Raw genomic sequence first — 16,540 nt, 5'->3', positions numbered from 1 at the left:
ATGACCCTCTTAAACTTCAGGTTTTACTGAAGATGTGAGGTGTTCGAGCGTATTCAGCGTAGGCTCAATTTGCATACCATCACTTAATTTTAACTGCCCAGAAACTACAACTTGATCACCTGCTTTTAACCCAGATTTGATTTCAACACGTCCTTGTTGGCGTTCACCCACCTCGACAGTAACGCGTTGTACGGTAATTTTTTGAGCGTCATGTTTGGCAACAAAAACAGTATTGCCATAAGCGGTATAGGTGATTGCGGTTTCAGGGATAACCAAACTTGAGCGTTGAGCTTCTTGAATGCTTAATTTAGCGTACATTCCGGGTCTGAGTTGGCGATCTTGATTATTCACAATCGCTTGTCCTGAAATGGTTCGAGACTTACTCACGATGGGCTCGATAGCATTAACAATCGCGGTGTAGGTTTTTTCAGGATATGCATCAATTTTTAGCTGTACAGATTGTCCCAATTTGAGTTTTGATGCCAGTTGTTCATCCAGTGTGAAATTTGCCAGCATTTGTTGTGAATCGACCAGATTGGCAATGCCTGTTCCAGCTTCTAAAAATTGACCTTGATGTATTTGGCGGATGCCCATCACACCGGCAAATGGTGCTCGAATGGATTTTTGTTTAATTGTGGCTTGAAGTTGTTGTATTTCAGCACGTGTCATATCTCGATCAGCCAAGGCACTATCCATTTCCGCACGTGAAATCGCATGGCTATCGATGAGCAGTTGGCTGCGTTTATAGGTCATTTCTGCCTGTTTCAGTTTGGCTTGTAAACGACCTAATTCGCTTTGTTCAACATTACTTTTGAGTTGTACCAATAACTGTCCTTGCTGTACATACTGTCCTGATTGGAAATAAATTTTCTCAATCATTCCTCTACTTTCAGAAGAGACTTGAACTTGTCGAATTGCTTCCAATTCACCAATACTGGAAAGTGTTTGTGGCACCGTTTGTTCAGTGACGGTACTCAGGGCAACTTTAACAAGTGGATATTGGGAGGAGGGTGATTCAGTTGCTTTACTAGAGCTGATATAAAAATAACTGCCGCAGCCGATTAACAGTACAATCATGCTCATTGTGAAAATCAGTGTTTTACTTTTCATGCAATGACTCCATGACTACGGAGTTGCTGGCGAAAATGGCTGGCAATGGTAATACTCCAAAGCCCACCGATCACAGCAATATGTTCAATCGCAAAGTAAAACGCAATTGTGGCTTGTAGCCCTGACATTGTCCAAAAAGTATGTACGATAAAAATGGTCAGGAGCAAAAAGATAGAAAGCAACAACGAACCTAGCCACATGTGCCGTTCAAATAAAATGCAGTAAGCACCAACCAGTAAAATCAGTGCGGAAGCATAATTGAAAAACCATACAGGTGTTAAACCTGCTGCCTGCATTTCCATATATCCAGCTTCAACATCTATCACTTTACCCAGCCCCGAACTTAAAAATAAAAAGGCGAGGCTACATTTGACAATGACCCACAGCCACTGGCTTTCTAAACTTAATTTAACCAAATAAGGCATAAGAATATTTCCAGAAGAAATTAGACTGAATGATTAAAATTCTTAAAAAAGAATAGCTTGTTGGTGTTGTTTACCACCGTGTCAAGCAGTCTAAAACCTCAAGTTATATTGAGGTCAACGGTTTTTTCAGTATAAAATTGAGCTGCTCTAGGTTGCTTAAGAATAGTTCGATCTCGATGTTTTGAGCTAAATTTGTAGACTAAAGCTGTGGTCTTAAACACCAAAAACTTCTTGAAAGCTTGAGGATGATTGTGAGTAGATCAATTGACAAATCAAGCGACTTAACCTATAAAACCTCAAGTAATGTTGAGGAATATTGCAATGGAAAAAGACATAAAAATTGATTTTGATCGAATGATGACGGTGGGTGAAGTTGCCAAACGCAGTGGTGTGGCTGTGTCAACCTTACATTTTTATGAATCTAAGGGTTTAATCAAAAGCATTCGAACCAATGGTAATCAACGTCGTTTTCCAGCAATTGTTTTACGTTATATCGGAATTATTAAAGTTGCACAGAAAGTGGGAATTTCTTTGGAGGAGATAAAAACGGCATTGAGTGTTTATCCAATTGGCAGCAAATTAAGTGCGGAGCAATGGTCTGAACTGTCGTCACGTTGGCGTAAAGATTTAGATGAACGAATTCAAAAACTGACACGCTTAAGAGATGAGATGGATTGGTGTATTGGTTGTGGTTGTTTGTCGTTAAAACAATGTCCTCTGCGAAATCCAGAAGATGTACTGGGGCAAGAGGGTTCTGGTCCACGTATTTTAGAGCGTGTTGAACCATAATATTCTATTTGAATTTAAAGAAAGATTTTTCACGTATTATTAAAGGGGGAAATTTGCCTTTTCTATGATTTTGTAAATGATAATCATTATTTATTATGGTATTGTTTTAGACATCGGTTAAAAAAGCTGGTACTTCAACACAGCTAATTTAGATAACGAATTGATAAAATAGAGCCAAAGGTAATAGATTATGAAAACTCAAAACGTTGAATTACTAGAAAAAGAAGATCATATGAGTGGGATGCAACATCACGAAATGACGATTACCTCACTCACTCAACCCTTTGATTCAATCATACGACTACGTGGGAAAATTGAAACGGATCAAATTGAATTGTGGAGTACTGCCAATTTAGCGGTACGGATTGATGTAGAGCAAAGTGTAAATTCGCGACCAATTTCACGTATTTATACCATACGCTCTTTTGACAAGCTCAGCCAAGAAATTGAAATTGATTTAGTGCGTCATTCATCTCCAAGTCCGGCAATGCGATGGCTAAATACACTAAAAATAGGCGCAAAGGTGGCATTGACTGGACCTCGTGTACATACCAACCCAAATTTTGAAACAAGCAAAAAATGTTATATTTTTGCTGATGACACGGGTATTCCTGCTGTATATGCAATGTTGCATCAATGGCCAGAACATGTTCAAGCTGAGATATTTTTGGACACTCACGAAGCTGAACTCTTAAGTGAATTACCTGATATTAAGGGCGTCAATTATCATCTCATTAATCAAACTGGGCTTAAGCAGAATGTTCAAAATCAAGGTTTATTTGAACAGGTGCAACAACTTGAATGTATTGATGAGATGACAATTTGGGCAGCCTGTGAACGTCAGCAAGCTCGCCAAATCCGAGAGTTCTGTCTAAAACAACTCAAAATGGCAAAAGAAGATGTACGTGTATTTGGTTATTGGAAAGCAGGTGTGAGCAGTAGCGTTATCGATGAAGCTCGATTGGAACATTATTCAAAGCTGGTTCAACAAGGGCAGGGTTTAACTGAGTTTGACGATCTTGATGTAAAGATATGATGTAAATGAAATCATGATAGGTTGATGTAGACATGCTATTGCTGCTACCTTCAATCCATCGTGATTTCTTCACAGTTTTGATGCTAAGAAAATTTAACAATTCGTGTGATATGAAATATACATGGAGAAATTATAGATAGCGTTATTTTATATTCAGCATGTGTAATGCGCCGATAATTAATGCTTGCATACTTTGGATGAATTCTGCTTCCATTTCCGCTTCTTCCATTTCTCGATGATCAGCCTTAATCGGGTCTTTGCCTGCCACAGAGTAAATGGTGTCAGCGACAGCAATGCAATGAAAAGCAATTGTTGCATTTAACCACCGTGCCTGTTCTTGAGTAAGTTGATAGGTTTCAGCAACAGCCTGATGATGGTGCTGTATTTTAGTCACCATGGATGGTGTTGATGCCATCCTACGAATTAAATAAGGGGTAAAACCTGGATTTGATTTGACCAATTCACGCAGTGAATGCATAAAAATAATGAGATATTCTTTTAATTCTATTTGATCAGGAGATTTTGGTAGGGGAATCTGCCATCTCAGAAAAATTTCTTCTGCAATTAGATATTTAAGCTCTTCCAGACTGGCAATATGTTTATATAAAGCCATATGGCTAATACCCAACGCAGCGGCAACACCTACAAAAGTAATATTCAATAAACCTATCTCTATACCAGCATTCATGATGCGCTCATGGGTGATTGTACGTGGTCGTCCGCGAGATGATGATTTGGCTAAAGGAGGCATAATTATTCCATACAATTGATTTTTTCATGTTGCCATGTGACGAGAAGTGGGTCAAATCCGTTTACTTTATTTAATTAGTTTACTACAATGCAACTAAATCTATTGATATTAATTCTCATTTGTATTTATAAATAGATTTACTGTCATTTTCTCAACAACATCAGAACTTGGCGGAACGGGAATAATCAAAACAGGTTTTTTATGTTATGTGTGCAAGTGATGTAAATGAAATTCAGCCTAGATCTATTAATCCTCTCAGCTTTGTTCTGAAACCCATACGGCTCCATTTATTTTTAGCTTCGTTGATTGCTGCTTTGGGTTCAATGCTGACTTTAGTGCCACTCATCGGCATTGCCTATTTCGTCAAAGTTTTGTTTCTTGGTCACAGTACCATGGAGATGTTTAACGTCGATTTATCTGATGCCTTATGGATATTGTTAGGCTGTTCGGGAAGTTTATTGTTGGGGATGCTATTGATCACCCTCAGTGAATTCATTGCACATTTAGCAGACCATAAAATCACTGGGATATTACAAAAAGATATTACTCAGCATCTTACTCAACTGCCTTTAGGATGGTTTACACAACGAAGTTCTGGGGAAGTAAAACAAATTATTCAAGATGATATGGGGCAGCTTCATAGTTTGACTGCGCATTTTTATCCAGCTGTTGGACGAGCGCTAGGTATTATTATTATTGCTGTTATCTTTCTATTTTATATCGATTGGCGAATGGCAGTTCTGTCACTGCTCCCATTCGTAGGTTTTGTGTTTTTTTTGCGCAAAGCCATGCATGCAAGTGAGCAGAATATCCAAGATTTTGCTGTTCAAATGGGGCAGATTAATAGTGCTGCTGTTGAATTTACCCGTGCAATTCCGATCGTAAAAACTTTCGCCCAAAGTGGACAAGCTTCGGTGGGGTATCAGCAGGCTGTTCGTACTTTTGCACACGCATTTAAAGTGTTTACTCGCCCGTTGGTTAAATCTATGGCGCATGCACATGCCATGATTTCACCGATCACGATATTGGGTGTGGTCATGTTGAGTGGCGCAATTTTCATATATCTAGGGTGGTTAAATCCCATCGATTTATTGGCTTTTGTCTTGATTGCTCCGGCAATCTGTGCCCCCGTTTTATTATTGCATACCCTATTGCATGATTTGCAAGCTAGCGATGCTGCAGCACAACGAATATTGGCATTGTTAGAAAAACCGATATTAAAGGTCTCTCCAACAACACAATCACTTGTACTCGAAGATCAGACAGTCTGTTTTCATCAGGTGAGCTATGCCTATGATCAAACGCATGAGGTGTTATCTCAACTGGATTTTTCGCTGCAACCTGGAACTTTTACAGCCATCGTGGGTCCATCGGGAGCAGGAAAATCAACCATAGCGCAATTGATCTTACGATTTTTTGACCCAAGCCAAGGTCATATCACATTGGGCGGAGTCGATTTGCGCAATATTCAGCCAAATATGTTGTATCAGCAAATAGGGTTTGTGTTGCAAGACACACAACTGATTCATGCCAGTCTCTATGACAATATTGCTTTAGGACGATCTAATGCAACCCAGCAGGAGGTTGAACAAGCAGCAAAAGCAGCCAATATTCATGATCGTATTATGCGTTTACCCAAACAATACCAAACCATGATCGGTGATGAGATTCAACTTTCTGGTGGTGAACGCCAACGGATCAGTATAGCTAGAGCAATTCTACTTGATCCACCCATTCTTATTCTCGATGAAGCGACAGCAGCAGCGGATATCGAAAATGAAATGGCTATCCAAAATGCACTGTCCAATTTTGTTCAACATCGAACTCTTTTAGTGATCGCACATCGCTTGGAGACCATTATGCATGCAGACCGTATCTTGGTGCTCGATCAAGGGAAAATCATTGAGCAGGGGACGCACACGCAACTTTTAAACCATCAAGGCTTATATGCCCAATTGTGGTCACATCTGGACAAACATACCCAACAATCAACTGGAGAAACCCTATGCTGAAAACATTTTCTCAACTGTTGGGTGACGATGTCTCTATTTTTCATCGTTATCTTGGGATTGCTCTGTTATATGGTCTAATTTGTGGTTTGAGCATTTTGCTACTGGGATTGATTTTGTCACAGTTAATCCTTGGCAATATTCAACAAATTGGACTTTGGTTGAGTCTATTGTTTGCTGGAATTGTGTTGTGTTGGTGCTTACGCCGTGTTGTTGAAGAAATGGGAATCAAGGTTGGAATTGCACTTTTAGAACATGCTCGTTTAAGTCTAGGTCAGCATGTTGCGAGCCTACCTGTCGGTTGGTTTAATCCTCAAAACACAGCAAAATTTAATCATCTGGTGACACAAGGCATGATGTCTGTTGCACAGCTTCCAGCACATGTTTTTACCCCTTTAATTTCTGGGGTGATTACACCATTGGTGATTATTGTCGGTTTACTGTTTATCTATGGCATTTTAGGATTAATTGCGTTGTTGGCAATTCCTTTAATTGTCGTCGTGTTCTGGTTCAGTTCAAGAATTGCAAAATATGCAGATGAAACTTATCAGCAGCGTTTTGCTGAAACCAGTCAGCGTGTTGTGGAGTTTGCACAGGCACAATCTGTTTTTCGTGCTTTTAATGCTGAAGGAAATAGCCAGCGATTTCTTGATCAAGCAATTGATCAACAACGTCAAGCCAGTTTTAAACTGATTTTACTGTCATCGCTATCCTCAGTAATGAATACATGGGCAATTCAAGCTGTTTTTGTCCTGCTAATTTTGGCTATGTTTATGCTCGTGAATCAGCAAATGACAGGGCATTTTCTCAGTCAGGATATGCTAAGTATCGCCATATCGTTGTTATTTATCAGTCGCTTTATTGATGCATTATTAGAAGTCGCAAGTTATAGCGAAGTGTTGCGCAGTGCAGACAGTCAGTTACAGGAAATGCGAGATATTTTAAACATCCAAGTATTCACAGAAGGAAAAAAACCACAACAGCTTGTAGATGCTTCAATTGAGTTTAAAGATGTCGATTTTCAATATACACAAGATGGGCAAAAAATATTACAAGACCTGAGCTTATTTATTCCTTCAGGAACGATGACGGCATTGATCGGGGCATCGGGTTCAGGAAAAACCACGTTGGTCAAATTGATCGCCCGTTTTTTTGATGCCAATCAAGGTCAAGTTTTGATTGGTGGGGTTGATGTTAAACAACTGCCTGATCAACAGCTTAGCCAACAGATCAGTCAAATTTTTCAAGATAATTATTTATTTGCTGGCACGATTGCAGAAAACATTCGAATTGGTCAGCCCAATGCAACAGATGCAGATATTCTAAAAGTTGCTGAAAAAGTGGGGATTTCAGAAATGATTGCTCGTCTACCAGAAGGTCTTGAGACCAAGACAGGTGAGGGGGGCGCTCGACTTTCAGGTGGAGAGCGACAACGCATTGCGATTGCTAGGGCGCTGATTAAAGATGCACCAATTTTATTGGTGGACGAAGCAACTGCTGCCTTGGATGCAGAAAATCAAGCAATTATTGCTGAGGTGTTAAACGATTTACGTGGGGAAAAAACCATATTGGTGATTGCCCATCAGCTTTCAACCATTGCAACAGCCGATCATATTGTCGTATTAGATAATGGACAGATAATTGAACAAGGAACACCTTCACAACTGTGCTTAAGTGGTGGTTATTATGCCAAATATTTAAAACAGAGTCAGAACGTTAAGGGATGGAAAATTAGCAAAAAAATACAGGCTGAGGCAACTTCAAAATGCCTTTAGCTTTATTTTTTGTTTTCTGTGTGCTTTGTATTAGTTCACTTTTGCTTGGTGCACAACAACTTGATTTTAATGGCTTGTTATCCATGTCGAGTGAAGCATGGTTGACTCTGACTGCAAGCCGTATTCCTCGTTTGATTGCCATTATTTTGACTGGTATTGGCTTATCTGTATGTGGTGTGATTTTACAACATATTGTCCGTAACCGTTTCGTCGAACCTGGAACCACGGGTGGTTTAGATGCAGCAAAACTTGGGATATTGGTGTCACTCACGCTTATTCCAGCAGCAAGTACATTGAGTAAAATGCTATTTGCAATGCTTTTCTGTCTGATTGCTAGTTTGCTTTACATTGTGATTATTCGCCAAATTCGCTTTAAGAACACCGTATTAGTCCCTGTGATTGGATTAATGTATGGCGGTATATTGACTGCCCTGGCGGAATTCTATGCCTATCAAAATAATATCATGCAGAGTATGCAAACTTGGCTGATGGGAGATTTTTCTCGTGTAGTCCAAGGGCACTATGAAATTATTTATTTTATTTTACCCATCATCCTACTGACCTATATTTTTGCACATCGTTTCACTGTACTGGGTATGGGTCAAGACATGGCATCAAGCTTGGGGCTAAATTATGCCACGATGACTGCAATCGGCTTATTGCTTGTAGCAGTTACAGTTTCAGCAACAGTGATTACAGTTGGAGCAATTCCATTTGTAGGGTTGGTGATCCCCAATCTGGTGGCTTTGAAGTATGGTGAGAATTTAGCAAAAACTTTACCCATCGTTGCTTTGGCTGGTGCTTCATTACTTCTACTCTGCGATATCGTTGGGCGTTCTGTCCTTTATCCATTTGAAGTTCCTATCGGTCTCACCGCAGGTGGAGCAGGAGGAGTGATCTTCTTGCTCTTGATACTGCGAGGGCTGCGCTAATGAATATAAACAAGCTCGGCACAATGCTATGTGCAACCGTTGCTCTTGCAATTGTTTTTATATTCTTCGGTTCCCACCTTGATATGGATTATGTCATTCCTCAGCGCCTATTTAGACTTGCTGCGATTGTATTGGGCGGAATTTGTGTGGCATGTACCTCTATCATTTTTCAGACTCTTGTGGGCAATCGTGTCTTAACACCCGCCATCATGGGCTATGAAGCGGTTTATTTACTCTGGCAAGCCCTATTGTTATTTATTTTTGGTACTCAAGGGGTGTTATGGCTTGGCATAACTGCTCAGTTTTTTATGGGTATTTTTCTGATGTTGTTCTATTCATGGGCACTTCATCTATTTTTATTATCGCGCATACACAAAGATCTTTTTCAGCTTTTGCTATTTGGTTTGGTCTTTACCATGGTGCTTGGCACTGTCACTCAATTTATTCAATTAAAAATTAGTCCGGGTGAATTTTCAGTTTTTCAAGGATTAAGTTATGCATCATTTAACCGTGTTCAGTCAGAAACCCTGATCTTTGCCGTGATTATGATTGTCTTTGTTTTATGGCGAGTGCTGAATACTTTACCAATTTTGGACGTATTAAGTTTAGGGCGTGAACAAGCAATGTCACTAGGCGTTGATCATCATCACTATGTCAAATTTTATTTGGCTTTGATTGCCGTTTTGGTGGCAGTTTCAACCAGTTTAATTGGTCCTACAGCATTTATGGGCGTGTTTATTGCCAATATCGCTTATGCCATTGCAAAAAGTTATCAGCATAAATTTACTCTAGCGATAGGGTGTCTGGTTGCAGTCGCAATTTTTCTAATCGCTCAAATCCTTGTTGAACATGTATTTAATTATAAAACGACAGTCAGTATTTTGATCAATTTGGTGTGCGGTATTTATTTTCTCATATTGGTGGTCCGTACTCGAGGTGTGACATGATCAGTGTTCGTAATATCTATAAATCCTATGGTATCAAAAATATACTCTCTGAAGTGACCATTGATTTTCCTGAAAAAAAGTTAACTTCCTTGATTGGTCCCAATGGTGCAGGTAAATCGACGCTATTGATGATGATGGCAAATTTGTCTCAGCCAGATCAGGGGGAGATTTTATTCAATACTCAAAATATTCGGGAGATACACCTCGCGGAATATGCCAAGAATGTGGCAACCCTCAGACAGACACCAGGGATGAATTTGCGGATGACCGTGAAAGAGCTGATAGCTTTTGGGCGCTTTCCTTATAGTCGTGGTTCATTGACTTCATATGATCATCACGTGATTGATGAAGCAATCCAATTTCTAGATTTAGATGCTTTGAGTGACAGTTATCTCGATGAACTCAGTGGTGGTCAGCGTCAAATGGCATTTTTGGCAATGACCATTGCACAGCAAACTGAGGTGCTGTTATTGGATGAACCTCTCAATAATCTCGATATGAAACATGCTGTTCATATTATGCAGGCCTTACGTCGATTGTGTGATGAACAGGGGCGAACCGTGATTTTAGTGATTCACGATATCAACTTCGCTGCAAATTATTCAGATCATATTGTCGCCTTGAAAAACAATACGGTTTATTTGAGTGGACCAACTCAAAGGGTGATTACTGCGGCACAGTTAAGTGACCTGTACGAGCTAAATTTTGACATTAGCTATAGTGAGCATGGCTATATGTGTAACTACTTCAACTCATCAGGAGCTTGAATCTATGAATTGGAACAACAAATCTCAACGTCTTGTGGTTGCCATTTTGGTCATGTTGAATTTCACGGCTTGCCAAGAATCCAACGATCAAATCAAACCCAAAGACCAAGCACAACAGACTATTCAACTTGATACGCCTATTGTGTTTAAACATGAACTGGGTAAAACACAACTGGATTATCGACCGCAACGTGTTGCTGTATTGGATATGAATGAGGCAGATTTTCTCGACCAATTGGATGTTCCTATAGCGGGAATGCCAAAGGACTACGTACCACACTTTTTAAGCAAGTATAAACAAGATAAAAATGTTCAAGATCTAGGTGCTATTGTTCAGCCGAATATGGAAAAGATCTATGCATTAAAGCCTGATCTTATTTTGATGACGCCATTACAAGCAAATCAGTATCAAGCGTTATCTAAAATTGCACCGACTTTACACTATGACATCAACTTTAATAACAGTCAGCATCATCATATAGACATGATCAAAACCCATTTGATGAGTTTGGGAAAAATTTTTGATCGAACAGTTTTGGCTCAACAAAAAGTGGCTGAATTAGATAAAAAAATTAGACAAGTTCAACAGATAACTGCTACTCGTCCAGAAAAAGCATTGGTGGTTCTACATAACAATGGTGCATTTAGTAATTTTGGTATTCAGTCACGTTATGGCTTTATTTTTAATGACTTGGGTGTAAAACCTGCCAGTACGATGGTAGATACCAGTTTGCATGGACAACCTATTTCGAGTGAATTCATTCAACAGGCGAATCCCGATATTTTGTATATCGTAGACCGTACTGCGGTTATGGAACATCGCCCAACAATTGATGCACAAAATGTTAGCAATCCATTGTTGCGTCAGACCAAAGCATGGAAAACAGGCAAAGTTGTTTTTGTTGATGCAGATGCGTGGTACACCACGGCAGCAAGTCCGAGTTCTATGCAAATTTTAATGAATGATGTTCTCAAGGGGTATCGACTATGAATTAAGTCTTTCTACGATAAATTTATAGCCAGATAAACATCTAGCCAAAAACATACCGTTCAGATATTCAGATCGCATACTTTTATTGAAAAAAGTGTGCTCAGGAAAGCTGTGTCTAAAAAATCAATGGATATACAGATATGAAATTTTTCAATAGCGTTGTATCGACTGGTCAAACGCAATTATTCAGATGTTTACAGTCTAAATTTAAGCTTAAAAACTTGATTTCTGCACAAATGATGTTGGGTTGGGGGCTTACATTAAGCATCCCGATTTCTTTAGTACATGCAGAAGACACCCAAAAGTTAAACTTGTCTCAATCCGCATCACCACAATTACCGACCATCAATGTACAAGCGTTACAAGATAAATCTACAACTTTTGCAGGACAGATTTCATCGCAAAATAACCTAGGTTTTCTGGGTGATAAAGACTTCATGGAAACGCCATTTAATAGTATTGGCTATACAGATCAATATATTGAAAACCAACAAGCTAAAGATATCACTGAGGTGATTGCAAAAACTGATCCTTCTGTTTTTACCAATGGGGCGAGTGGTGGGTGGAGTGAAAATTACTACATTCGTGGATTTTCATCGAGTACCAGTGATATGTCGATGAATGGAATGTTTGGAATTACACCTTTTTATCGCACCTCTCCAGAGATGTTTGAAAGAGTTGAAGTTTTGAAAGGACCTTCGGCTTTGTTAAATGGAATGCCACCAGCAGGTTCGGTAGGAGGTGTGGTTAACTTGGTGACCAAAAGGGCGGATGATGAAGCATTAAACCGTTTCACGGCAACGTATATGTCAGACTCCCAATGGGGGGGACATCTGGATTTGGGGAGACGTTTTGGAGAAAATAAAGCATTTGGTGTGCGTTTCAATAGTGTCTATCGTGATGGAAATGGAGCAATCAAAGATCAAGATAAGCAGACCCAACAATTTTCTTTAGGACTCGACTGGCGTGGAGAAAATGCCCGTTTCTCTGCAGATTTATATCGTGCAGAGGATCGTGTAGACGGTGTGAATCGAGGAATTAACCTTGCGCCCGGGGTGGATATTCCAAAACCGCCTAAGCCAAATACTTTACTCAATCCAGACTGGTCATTTGTTGAAACCAAAGATAAAGGAGCAATGATACGTGGTGAATATGATATCAATGATCAGTTGATGGCTTATGCAAGTTATGGACAGAGCAAAACTGATTATAAATATAATGGTGCAATGTCCGCCACAGTGCTTGATCAACAAGGAACTTTAGAAACTAAAATGGGTCAATTGGCATTTGATCTTGAAAAAAAATCGGCAGATATTGGCTTCAAAGGACATTTGAATACAGGTGTAGTTGCCCACCAATGGGTTGCCAATGCGACCTATTATGAACATGATCAAAATGATTATGGAGTCAGAAATGTTGCTGGTGCTGAATGGATCACAAATTTATATGATCCAGTATGGGGAAAACCAGTACCATTTAATACACCACATATCTCAAAAACTTCTTCGCGCCTCAGTAGTTATGGTATTGCCGATACTTTATCTTTTGCCCAAGACAAGGTGCAACTGACCGTGGGTGTACGACAACAGGAGGTGGTGAGCGAATCGCTTAATATTGTCACAGGCAATCGAATTTTTCGTTATGACAAAAGTGCGACTACACCAGGCGCAGCAATTTTATTTAAAGCCACGAATTATCTGTCACTCTATGCAAACTATATTGAAGGATTAAGCCAAGGAACAACCGCTCCATATACTGCTGTAAATGCTGGGGAGGTATTTGCACCCTTTAAAACCAAGCAAAAAGAGGTGGGATTAAAAGTTGATATCGGTCAATTCAGTAACACTTTAAGCGTGTTTGAAATTGAAAAACCAAGTAGCTATACCGACCCAGTGACCAATATTTTCACTGCGGATGGCGAACAGCGTAACCGAGGTGTTGAATGGAGCTTTTTAACGACACCTGTTGAGCATGTTCGTCTACTGGGGGGGATTGCTTATATTGATCCTGAATTAACCAAAACAGCAGGCGGAAAAAATCAGGGCAATACCGCAACAGGTGTTGCAAAACAACAAGCTAAGCTGGGCTTAGAGTGGGATACGTCGATCTTAGATGGCTTGACTTTGACAGCAAATGCAACTGCGGTTTCTAAGCAATATATCAATCAGGAAAATACATTATCTGCTTCAGGTCGAACATTATTTGACTTGGGCGCAAGGTATAAATCAGCGCTAATACAGTTTCCAATGACCATACGTGCCAGTGTGAATAATGTCACCAATAAAGCTTATTGGGGAATGCCGCAGTTATCCAGTTTAGCACTGGGCGCTCCACGAACATATATGTTGTCAGTTTCTTTGGACTTTTAATATGCCTTGTCTAAGTTTTTCCAAACAGTGAGAACCAGTCAGCGAGCAGATTGAAAAGAGTTTAGCTGCTCTTTTCAATCTATTGAACAATGGCATCGATCAAGCACTGCCTTAAAATATTCCAATCACTTAGTCTAAGCTTTCAACAATACTGATCATGACATCAGCACAATTTTCACGTGCCAATCTGGCTTTACGGTATTCTTCGGAGTGATAACAAGCCTGAGCTGTGGCCAAATCTACAAATTCAATAATGACATGTCGTGCATATTCAGAACCTTCCATCACCAATGACTTCCCACCACGTGCAAGAAATTTTGCTCCGTATTTTTCAAAAGCCAATGGTGCTAAAGCCATATATTGTTGGTACTGTTCTAAATCATGTACGGTGACGTGGGCAATCCAATATGCAGACATCTTTTCATTCCTTTGTTGAGGTTTAAATCATTTCACGATCTATGCTTTCAGGCATTCAAAATATTTTTTGCCACTGATGCCGCTTCTGCAATATGTTCTGCAACTGCTTGTTTGGCTTTTTCAGCATCCTGATGTAAATAGATTGCTTCACACATATTTTTAATGCGTTGATAACCAGAAATTTGTCGTTTGGTGGATTTCATGGTCATGACACGCAGACGGCTGATACGTCCATTTAAACGTTGCACAACTTCCCAAGCGATAAAATGTTTGGCTGTGGTAAAAATGGTTTCGTAAAGTTTGGCTGAGGTTGAAATAATCAGATCAATATCATCAGTAGCGAATGCTTGCTCGAGTTCATTGAGTAAACGTTTGAGTAGAGTTGTCGTTTCATCGGTGAGGTTCTTGGTGCAATCAGCAACTGCACTTTGTTCCAATAACAGACGAATTTCATAAATTTGTGATGCAAGTTCCCAATCCAACAAGGACACAATAGGTCCTTTGTTCGGCAGGATTTCAACCAAACCTTCTGCTTCCAAATAACGAATGACTTCTCGAACCACTGAACGGCTTACACCAAGTTCTTCGCACAAGGTTCTTTCAACTAATCTTTTTCCAGAGGGGAAGTATCCCGTAATAATGGCATTACGAAGTTTGTTCAAACACAACTCACGTAAAGTCACAGGTGGATTTTCAATTTTAAGATTCATGGTGATTGAACTTTCCCAATTTTAATCATGCACAATTTTGTTACATGTTTTTTTGTCAAAATTAGCATAGCAAACTCTTGCTTTTTTTTCACCATGTATTATGGTATACCATAATACGAATGACAAGTTGAATTCACAAGGAAGAGCAATGAATCTAATCCGTAAAACTGTACTGCATGTTGAAACGACCTATGCCGATGGTGGTAAAGAAGCAGCAATACCTTTAAAAATGGTAGCAGCAGCAGCGGTCATCCAAAATCCGTGGGCAGCACAGGGCTATGTTGAAAACTTGGCACCAGAAATTCGCCGTATTGCGCCTATTTTAAGTGAGCATTTAACTCGTCTGATTTTGGATGAGATCGGTTCAGGTGAAGCTGTACAAGCATTTGGTAAGAGTGCGGTTGTGGGTTTAAACGGTGAGCTTGAGCATGCTTCTGCACTGATTCACACCTTACATTTTGGTAATACTTACCGTAGTGCGGTCGGTGCAAAATCTTACTTAGCATTTAACAATACCCGTGGTCCTGCCAATGCACCGATCTTGATCCCGATGATGGATAAAAATGATGAAGGTCGTCGTTCTCATTATCTGACTTTACAATTTGCTATTCCTGATGCACCTGCAGCAGATGAATTGGTTGTGGTGATTGGTGCCGCAACAGGTGGTCGTCCACATCATCGTATTGGTGATCGTTATCAAGATTTGGAAGAGTTAGGTCATGATCTCAAAAACCCTGCAGCTGTCAAATAATCGGATTGCTCATTATTTTGAGCAGGGTGAAGGCGAGCCATTGGTACTTATTCACGGTGTGGGTATGCAAGCCGAAGCATGGTATCCACAAATAGAATTTTTCTCGAAACACTATCGTGTGATTTCGGTGGATATGCCAGGTCATGGACAGAGTACCCAATTGACCAATGATGCGCCTTTACAGGCATTTGTGGACTGGACCATTGAGTTTATATGCCAACTGAATGTGGGTGCTGTGAATTTAGCAGGGCACTCAATGGGTTCTTTGATTACCACAGGCGTGAGTGCAACACGTCCTGATTTAGTTAAACGAATGGCTGTTTTAAATGGTGTTTATAAACGCACAGAAAAAGCCAAAGATGCAGTACTTCAGCGTGCTGAAGCACTGAAAACAGGAAAGATCGACATTGATACACCATTGCAACGTTGGTTTGGTGACAGCGAAGTAGAACGCCAAGCAGCATTAAAGGTAAAAACATGGCTGCAAAATGTGAACATGGCTGGCTACGCTACAGCTTATTCAGCATTTGCCCAAGGAGATTCAACCTACGCAGATGATTGGTCAAAAATCACATGTCCTGCTTTGATTTTAACAGGAACAGGTGATCCCAACTCAACCGCTGAAATGGCAGTACAAATGGCTCAGCAAGCACAAAATGCAAAAGCAATTGTGATTGAAAATGAAAGACATATGGTGAATTTAACTGCACCAGACAAAGTGAATAATGCAATGCAAGCATGGTTGGAAACCAGCGTCTAAA

The 16,540-nt window shown here is 39.9% G+C and carries 16 protein-coding genes; 11 read left to right on the top strand and 5 right to left on the bottom strand.

The features are described 5' to 3' along the window. Window positions 1–9 precede the first annotated feature (9 nt). Both I9192_RS16810 and I9192_RS16805 read right to left on the bottom strand, forming a co-directional pair. Complete coding sequence (locus tag I9192_RS16810) at window positions 10–1,110, bottom strand: efflux RND transporter periplasmic adaptor subunit (RefSeq protein WP_005033316.1); 1,101 nt, start codon at window positions 1,108–1,110, stop codon at window positions 10–12. Beyond that, window positions 1,107–1,535 (bottom strand): DoxX family protein, encoded by a 429-nt coding sequence (locus I9192_RS16805; protein WP_005033315.1) that lies wholly within the window; start codon window positions 1,533–1,535, stop codon window positions 1,107–1,109. Before I9192_RS16805 ends, I9192_RS16810 begins: the two co-directional genes overlap by 4 nt. A 321-nt stretch (window positions 1,536–1,856) precedes the next feature. Between I9192_RS16805 and soxR the strand changes: the two genes are divergently transcribed. Beyond that, on the top strand, window positions 1,857–2,324 hold the full coding sequence (gene soxR, locus I9192_RS16800) for a redox-sensitive transcriptional activator SoxR (protein WP_005033313.1): 468 nt from the start codon (window positions 1,857–1,859) through the stop codon (window positions 2,322–2,324). A gap of 190 nt (window positions 2,325–2,514) precedes the next feature. Continuing rightward, complete coding sequence (locus tag I9192_RS16795; protein WP_010590936.1) at window positions 2,515–3,360, top strand: siderophore-interacting protein; 846 nt, start codon at window positions 2,515–2,517, stop codon at window positions 3,358–3,360. 142 nt (window positions 3,361–3,502) lie between these two features. Here the strand turns inward: I9192_RS16795 and I9192_RS16790 are convergent, their stop codons facing one another. Beyond that, the gene (locus I9192_RS16790; protein ID WP_005033306.1) at window positions 3,503–4,111 is read right to left on the bottom strand and encodes a TetR/AcrR family transcriptional regulator; all 609 of its coding nucleotides are present in this window, start codon (window positions 4,109–4,111) and stop codon (window positions 3,503–3,505) included. Between the two features lie 206 nt (window positions 4,112–4,317). Here I9192_RS16790 and I9192_RS16785 point away from each other — a divergent pair, with 206 nt between their 5' ends. The 7 genes from I9192_RS16785 to I9192_RS16755 all read left to right on the top strand — a co-directional run bounded on the left by I9192_RS16785 (window position 4,318) and on the right by I9192_RS16755 (window position 13,901). Further along, window positions 4,318–6,123, top strand: a complete 1,806-nt coding sequence (locus I9192_RS16785; protein ID WP_005033304.1) for an ABC transporter ATP-binding protein — start codon at window positions 4,318–4,320, stop codon at window positions 6,121–6,123. After that, on the top strand, window positions 6,117–7,895 hold the full coding sequence (locus tag I9192_RS16780; RefSeq protein WP_005033302.1) for an ABC transporter ATP-binding protein: 1,779 nt from the start codon (window positions 6,117–6,119) through the stop codon (window positions 7,893–7,895). Before I9192_RS16785 ends, I9192_RS16780 begins: the two co-directional genes overlap by 7 nt. Further along, window positions 7,886–8,827 carry an ABC transporter permease gene (locus tag I9192_RS16775; protein ID WP_004829639.1) on the top strand — a complete coding sequence of 314 codons (942 nt, stop codon included), beginning with the start codon at window positions 7,886–7,888 and terminating at the stop codon, window positions 8,825–8,827. Before I9192_RS16780 ends, I9192_RS16775 begins: the two co-directional genes overlap by 10 nt. Continuing rightward, on the top strand, window positions 8,827–9,774 hold the full coding sequence (locus I9192_RS16770) for an iron chelate uptake ABC transporter family permease subunit (protein ID WP_005033300.1): 948 nt from the start codon (window positions 8,827–8,829) through the stop codon (window positions 9,772–9,774). The genes I9192_RS16775 and I9192_RS16770 overlap by 1 nt, the downstream gene beginning before the upstream one ends. Further along, window positions 9,771–10,541 carry an iron ABC transporter ATP-binding protein gene (locus tag I9192_RS16765; RefSeq protein WP_005033297.1) on the top strand — a complete coding sequence of 257 codons (771 nt, stop codon included), beginning with the start codon at window positions 9,771–9,773 and terminating at the stop codon, window positions 10,539–10,541. Before I9192_RS16770 ends, I9192_RS16765 begins: the two co-directional genes overlap by 4 nt. A gap of 4 nt (window positions 10,542–10,545) precedes the next feature. After that, entirely contained in the window at window positions 10,546–11,532 is a 987-nt protein-coding gene (locus I9192_RS16760) for a siderophore ABC transporter substrate-binding protein (RefSeq protein ID WP_005033295.1), read from the top strand. A gap of 140 nt (window positions 11,533–11,672) precedes the next feature. After that, the gene (locus I9192_RS16755) at window positions 11,673–13,901 is read left to right on the top strand and encodes a TonB-dependent receptor (protein ID WP_005033293.1); all 2,229 of its coding nucleotides are present in this window, start codon (window positions 11,673–11,675) and stop codon (window positions 13,899–13,901) included. 129 nt (window positions 13,902–14,030) lie between these two features. Here the strand turns inward: I9192_RS16755 and I9192_RS16750 are convergent, their stop codons facing one another. Both I9192_RS16750 and I9192_RS16745 read right to left on the bottom strand, forming a co-directional pair. Then, window positions 14,031–14,318 carry a DUF1330 domain-containing protein gene (locus tag I9192_RS16750; protein ID WP_005033291.1) on the bottom strand — a complete coding sequence of 96 codons (288 nt, stop codon included), beginning with the start codon at window positions 14,316–14,318 and terminating at the stop codon, window positions 14,031–14,033. A 47-nt stretch (window positions 14,319–14,365) separates the two neighbouring features. Beyond that, window positions 14,366–15,028 carry a GntR family transcriptional regulator gene (locus tag I9192_RS16745; RefSeq protein ID WP_005033289.1) on the bottom strand — a complete coding sequence of 221 codons (663 nt, stop codon included), beginning with the start codon at window positions 15,026–15,028 and terminating at the stop codon, window positions 14,366–14,368. Window positions 15,029–15,176: 148 nt separating this feature from the next. On the opposite strand from I9192_RS16745, the gene I9192_RS16740 reads away from it, so the two are divergent. Together I9192_RS16740 and I9192_RS16735 are read left to right on the top strand one after the other, a co-directional pair. Further along, on the top strand, window positions 15,177–15,779 hold the full coding sequence (locus I9192_RS16740; protein ID WP_005033287.1) for an amino acid synthesis family protein: 603 nt from the start codon (window positions 15,177–15,179) through the stop codon (window positions 15,777–15,779). Continuing rightward, entirely contained in the window at window positions 15,748–16,539 is a 792-nt protein-coding gene (locus tag I9192_RS16735; protein ID WP_005033285.1) for an alpha/beta fold hydrolase, read from the top strand. Before I9192_RS16740 ends, I9192_RS16735 begins: the two co-directional genes overlap by 32 nt. The last annotated feature ends 1 nt before the right edge of the window (window position 16,540 follow it).

This window comes from Acinetobacter bereziniae, assembly GCF_016576965.1.
Classification (GTDB): Bacteria; Pseudomonadota; Gammaproteobacteria; order Pseudomonadales; family Moraxellaceae; genus Acinetobacter; species Acinetobacter bereziniae.
The sequence above is the reverse complement of the archived record's forward strand: the minus strand, read 5'-3'. Positions and strand labels throughout refer to the sequence as shown.

Coding starts and splice junctions, on each gene's coding strand:
- I9192_RS16810 (WP_005033316.1), bottom strand. CDS start 1,110: ATGAAAAGTAAAACACTGATTTTCACAATGAGCATGATTGTACTGTTA.
- I9192_RS16805 (WP_005033315.1), bottom strand. CDS start 1,535: ATGCCTTATTTGGTTAAATTAAGTTTAGAAAGCCAGTGGCTGTGGGTC.
- soxR (WP_005033313.1), top strand. CDS start 1,857: ATGGAAAAAGACATAAAAATTGATTTTGATCGAATGATGACGGTGGGT.
- I9192_RS16795 (WP_010590936.1), top strand. CDS start 2,515: ATGAAAACTCAAAACGTTGAATTACTAGAAAAAGAAGATCATATGAGT.
- I9192_RS16790 (WP_005033306.1), bottom strand. CDS start 4,111: ATGCCTCCTTTAGCCAAATCATCATCTCGCGGACGACCACGTACAATC.
- I9192_RS16785 (WP_005033304.1), top strand. CDS start 4,318: ATGTGTGCAAGTGATGTAAATGAAATTCAGCCTAGATCTATTAATCCT.
- I9192_RS16780 (WP_005033302.1), top strand. CDS start 6,117: ATGCTGAAAACATTTTCTCAACTGTTGGGTGACGATGTCTCTATTTTT.
- I9192_RS16775 (WP_004829639.1), top strand. CDS start 7,886: ATGCCTTTAGCTTTATTTTTTGTTTTCTGTGTGCTTTGTATTAGTTCA.
- I9192_RS16770 (WP_005033300.1), top strand. CDS start 8,827: ATGAATATAAACAAGCTCGGCACAATGCTATGTGCAACCGTTGCTCTT.
- I9192_RS16765 (WP_005033297.1), top strand. CDS start 9,771: ATGATCAGTGTTCGTAATATCTATAAATCCTATGGTATCAAAAATATA.
- I9192_RS16760 (WP_005033295.1), top strand. CDS start 10,546: ATGAATTGGAACAACAAATCTCAACGTCTTGTGGTTGCCATTTTGGTC.
- I9192_RS16755 (WP_005033293.1), top strand. CDS start 11,673: ATGAAATTTTTCAATAGCGTTGTATCGACTGGTCAAACGCAATTATTC.
- I9192_RS16750 (WP_005033291.1), bottom strand. CDS start 14,318: ATGTCTGCATATTGGATTGCCCACGTCACCGTACATGATTTAGAACAG.
- I9192_RS16745 (WP_005033289.1), bottom strand. CDS start 15,028: ATGAATCTTAAAATTGAAAATCCACCTGTGACTTTACGTGAGTTGTGT.
- I9192_RS16740 (WP_005033287.1), top strand. CDS start 15,177: ATGAATCTAATCCGTAAAACTGTACTGCATGTTGAAACGACCTATGCC.
- I9192_RS16735 (WP_005033285.1), top strand. CDS start 15,748: ATGATCTCAAAAACCCTGCAGCTGTCAAATAATCGGATTGCTCATTAT.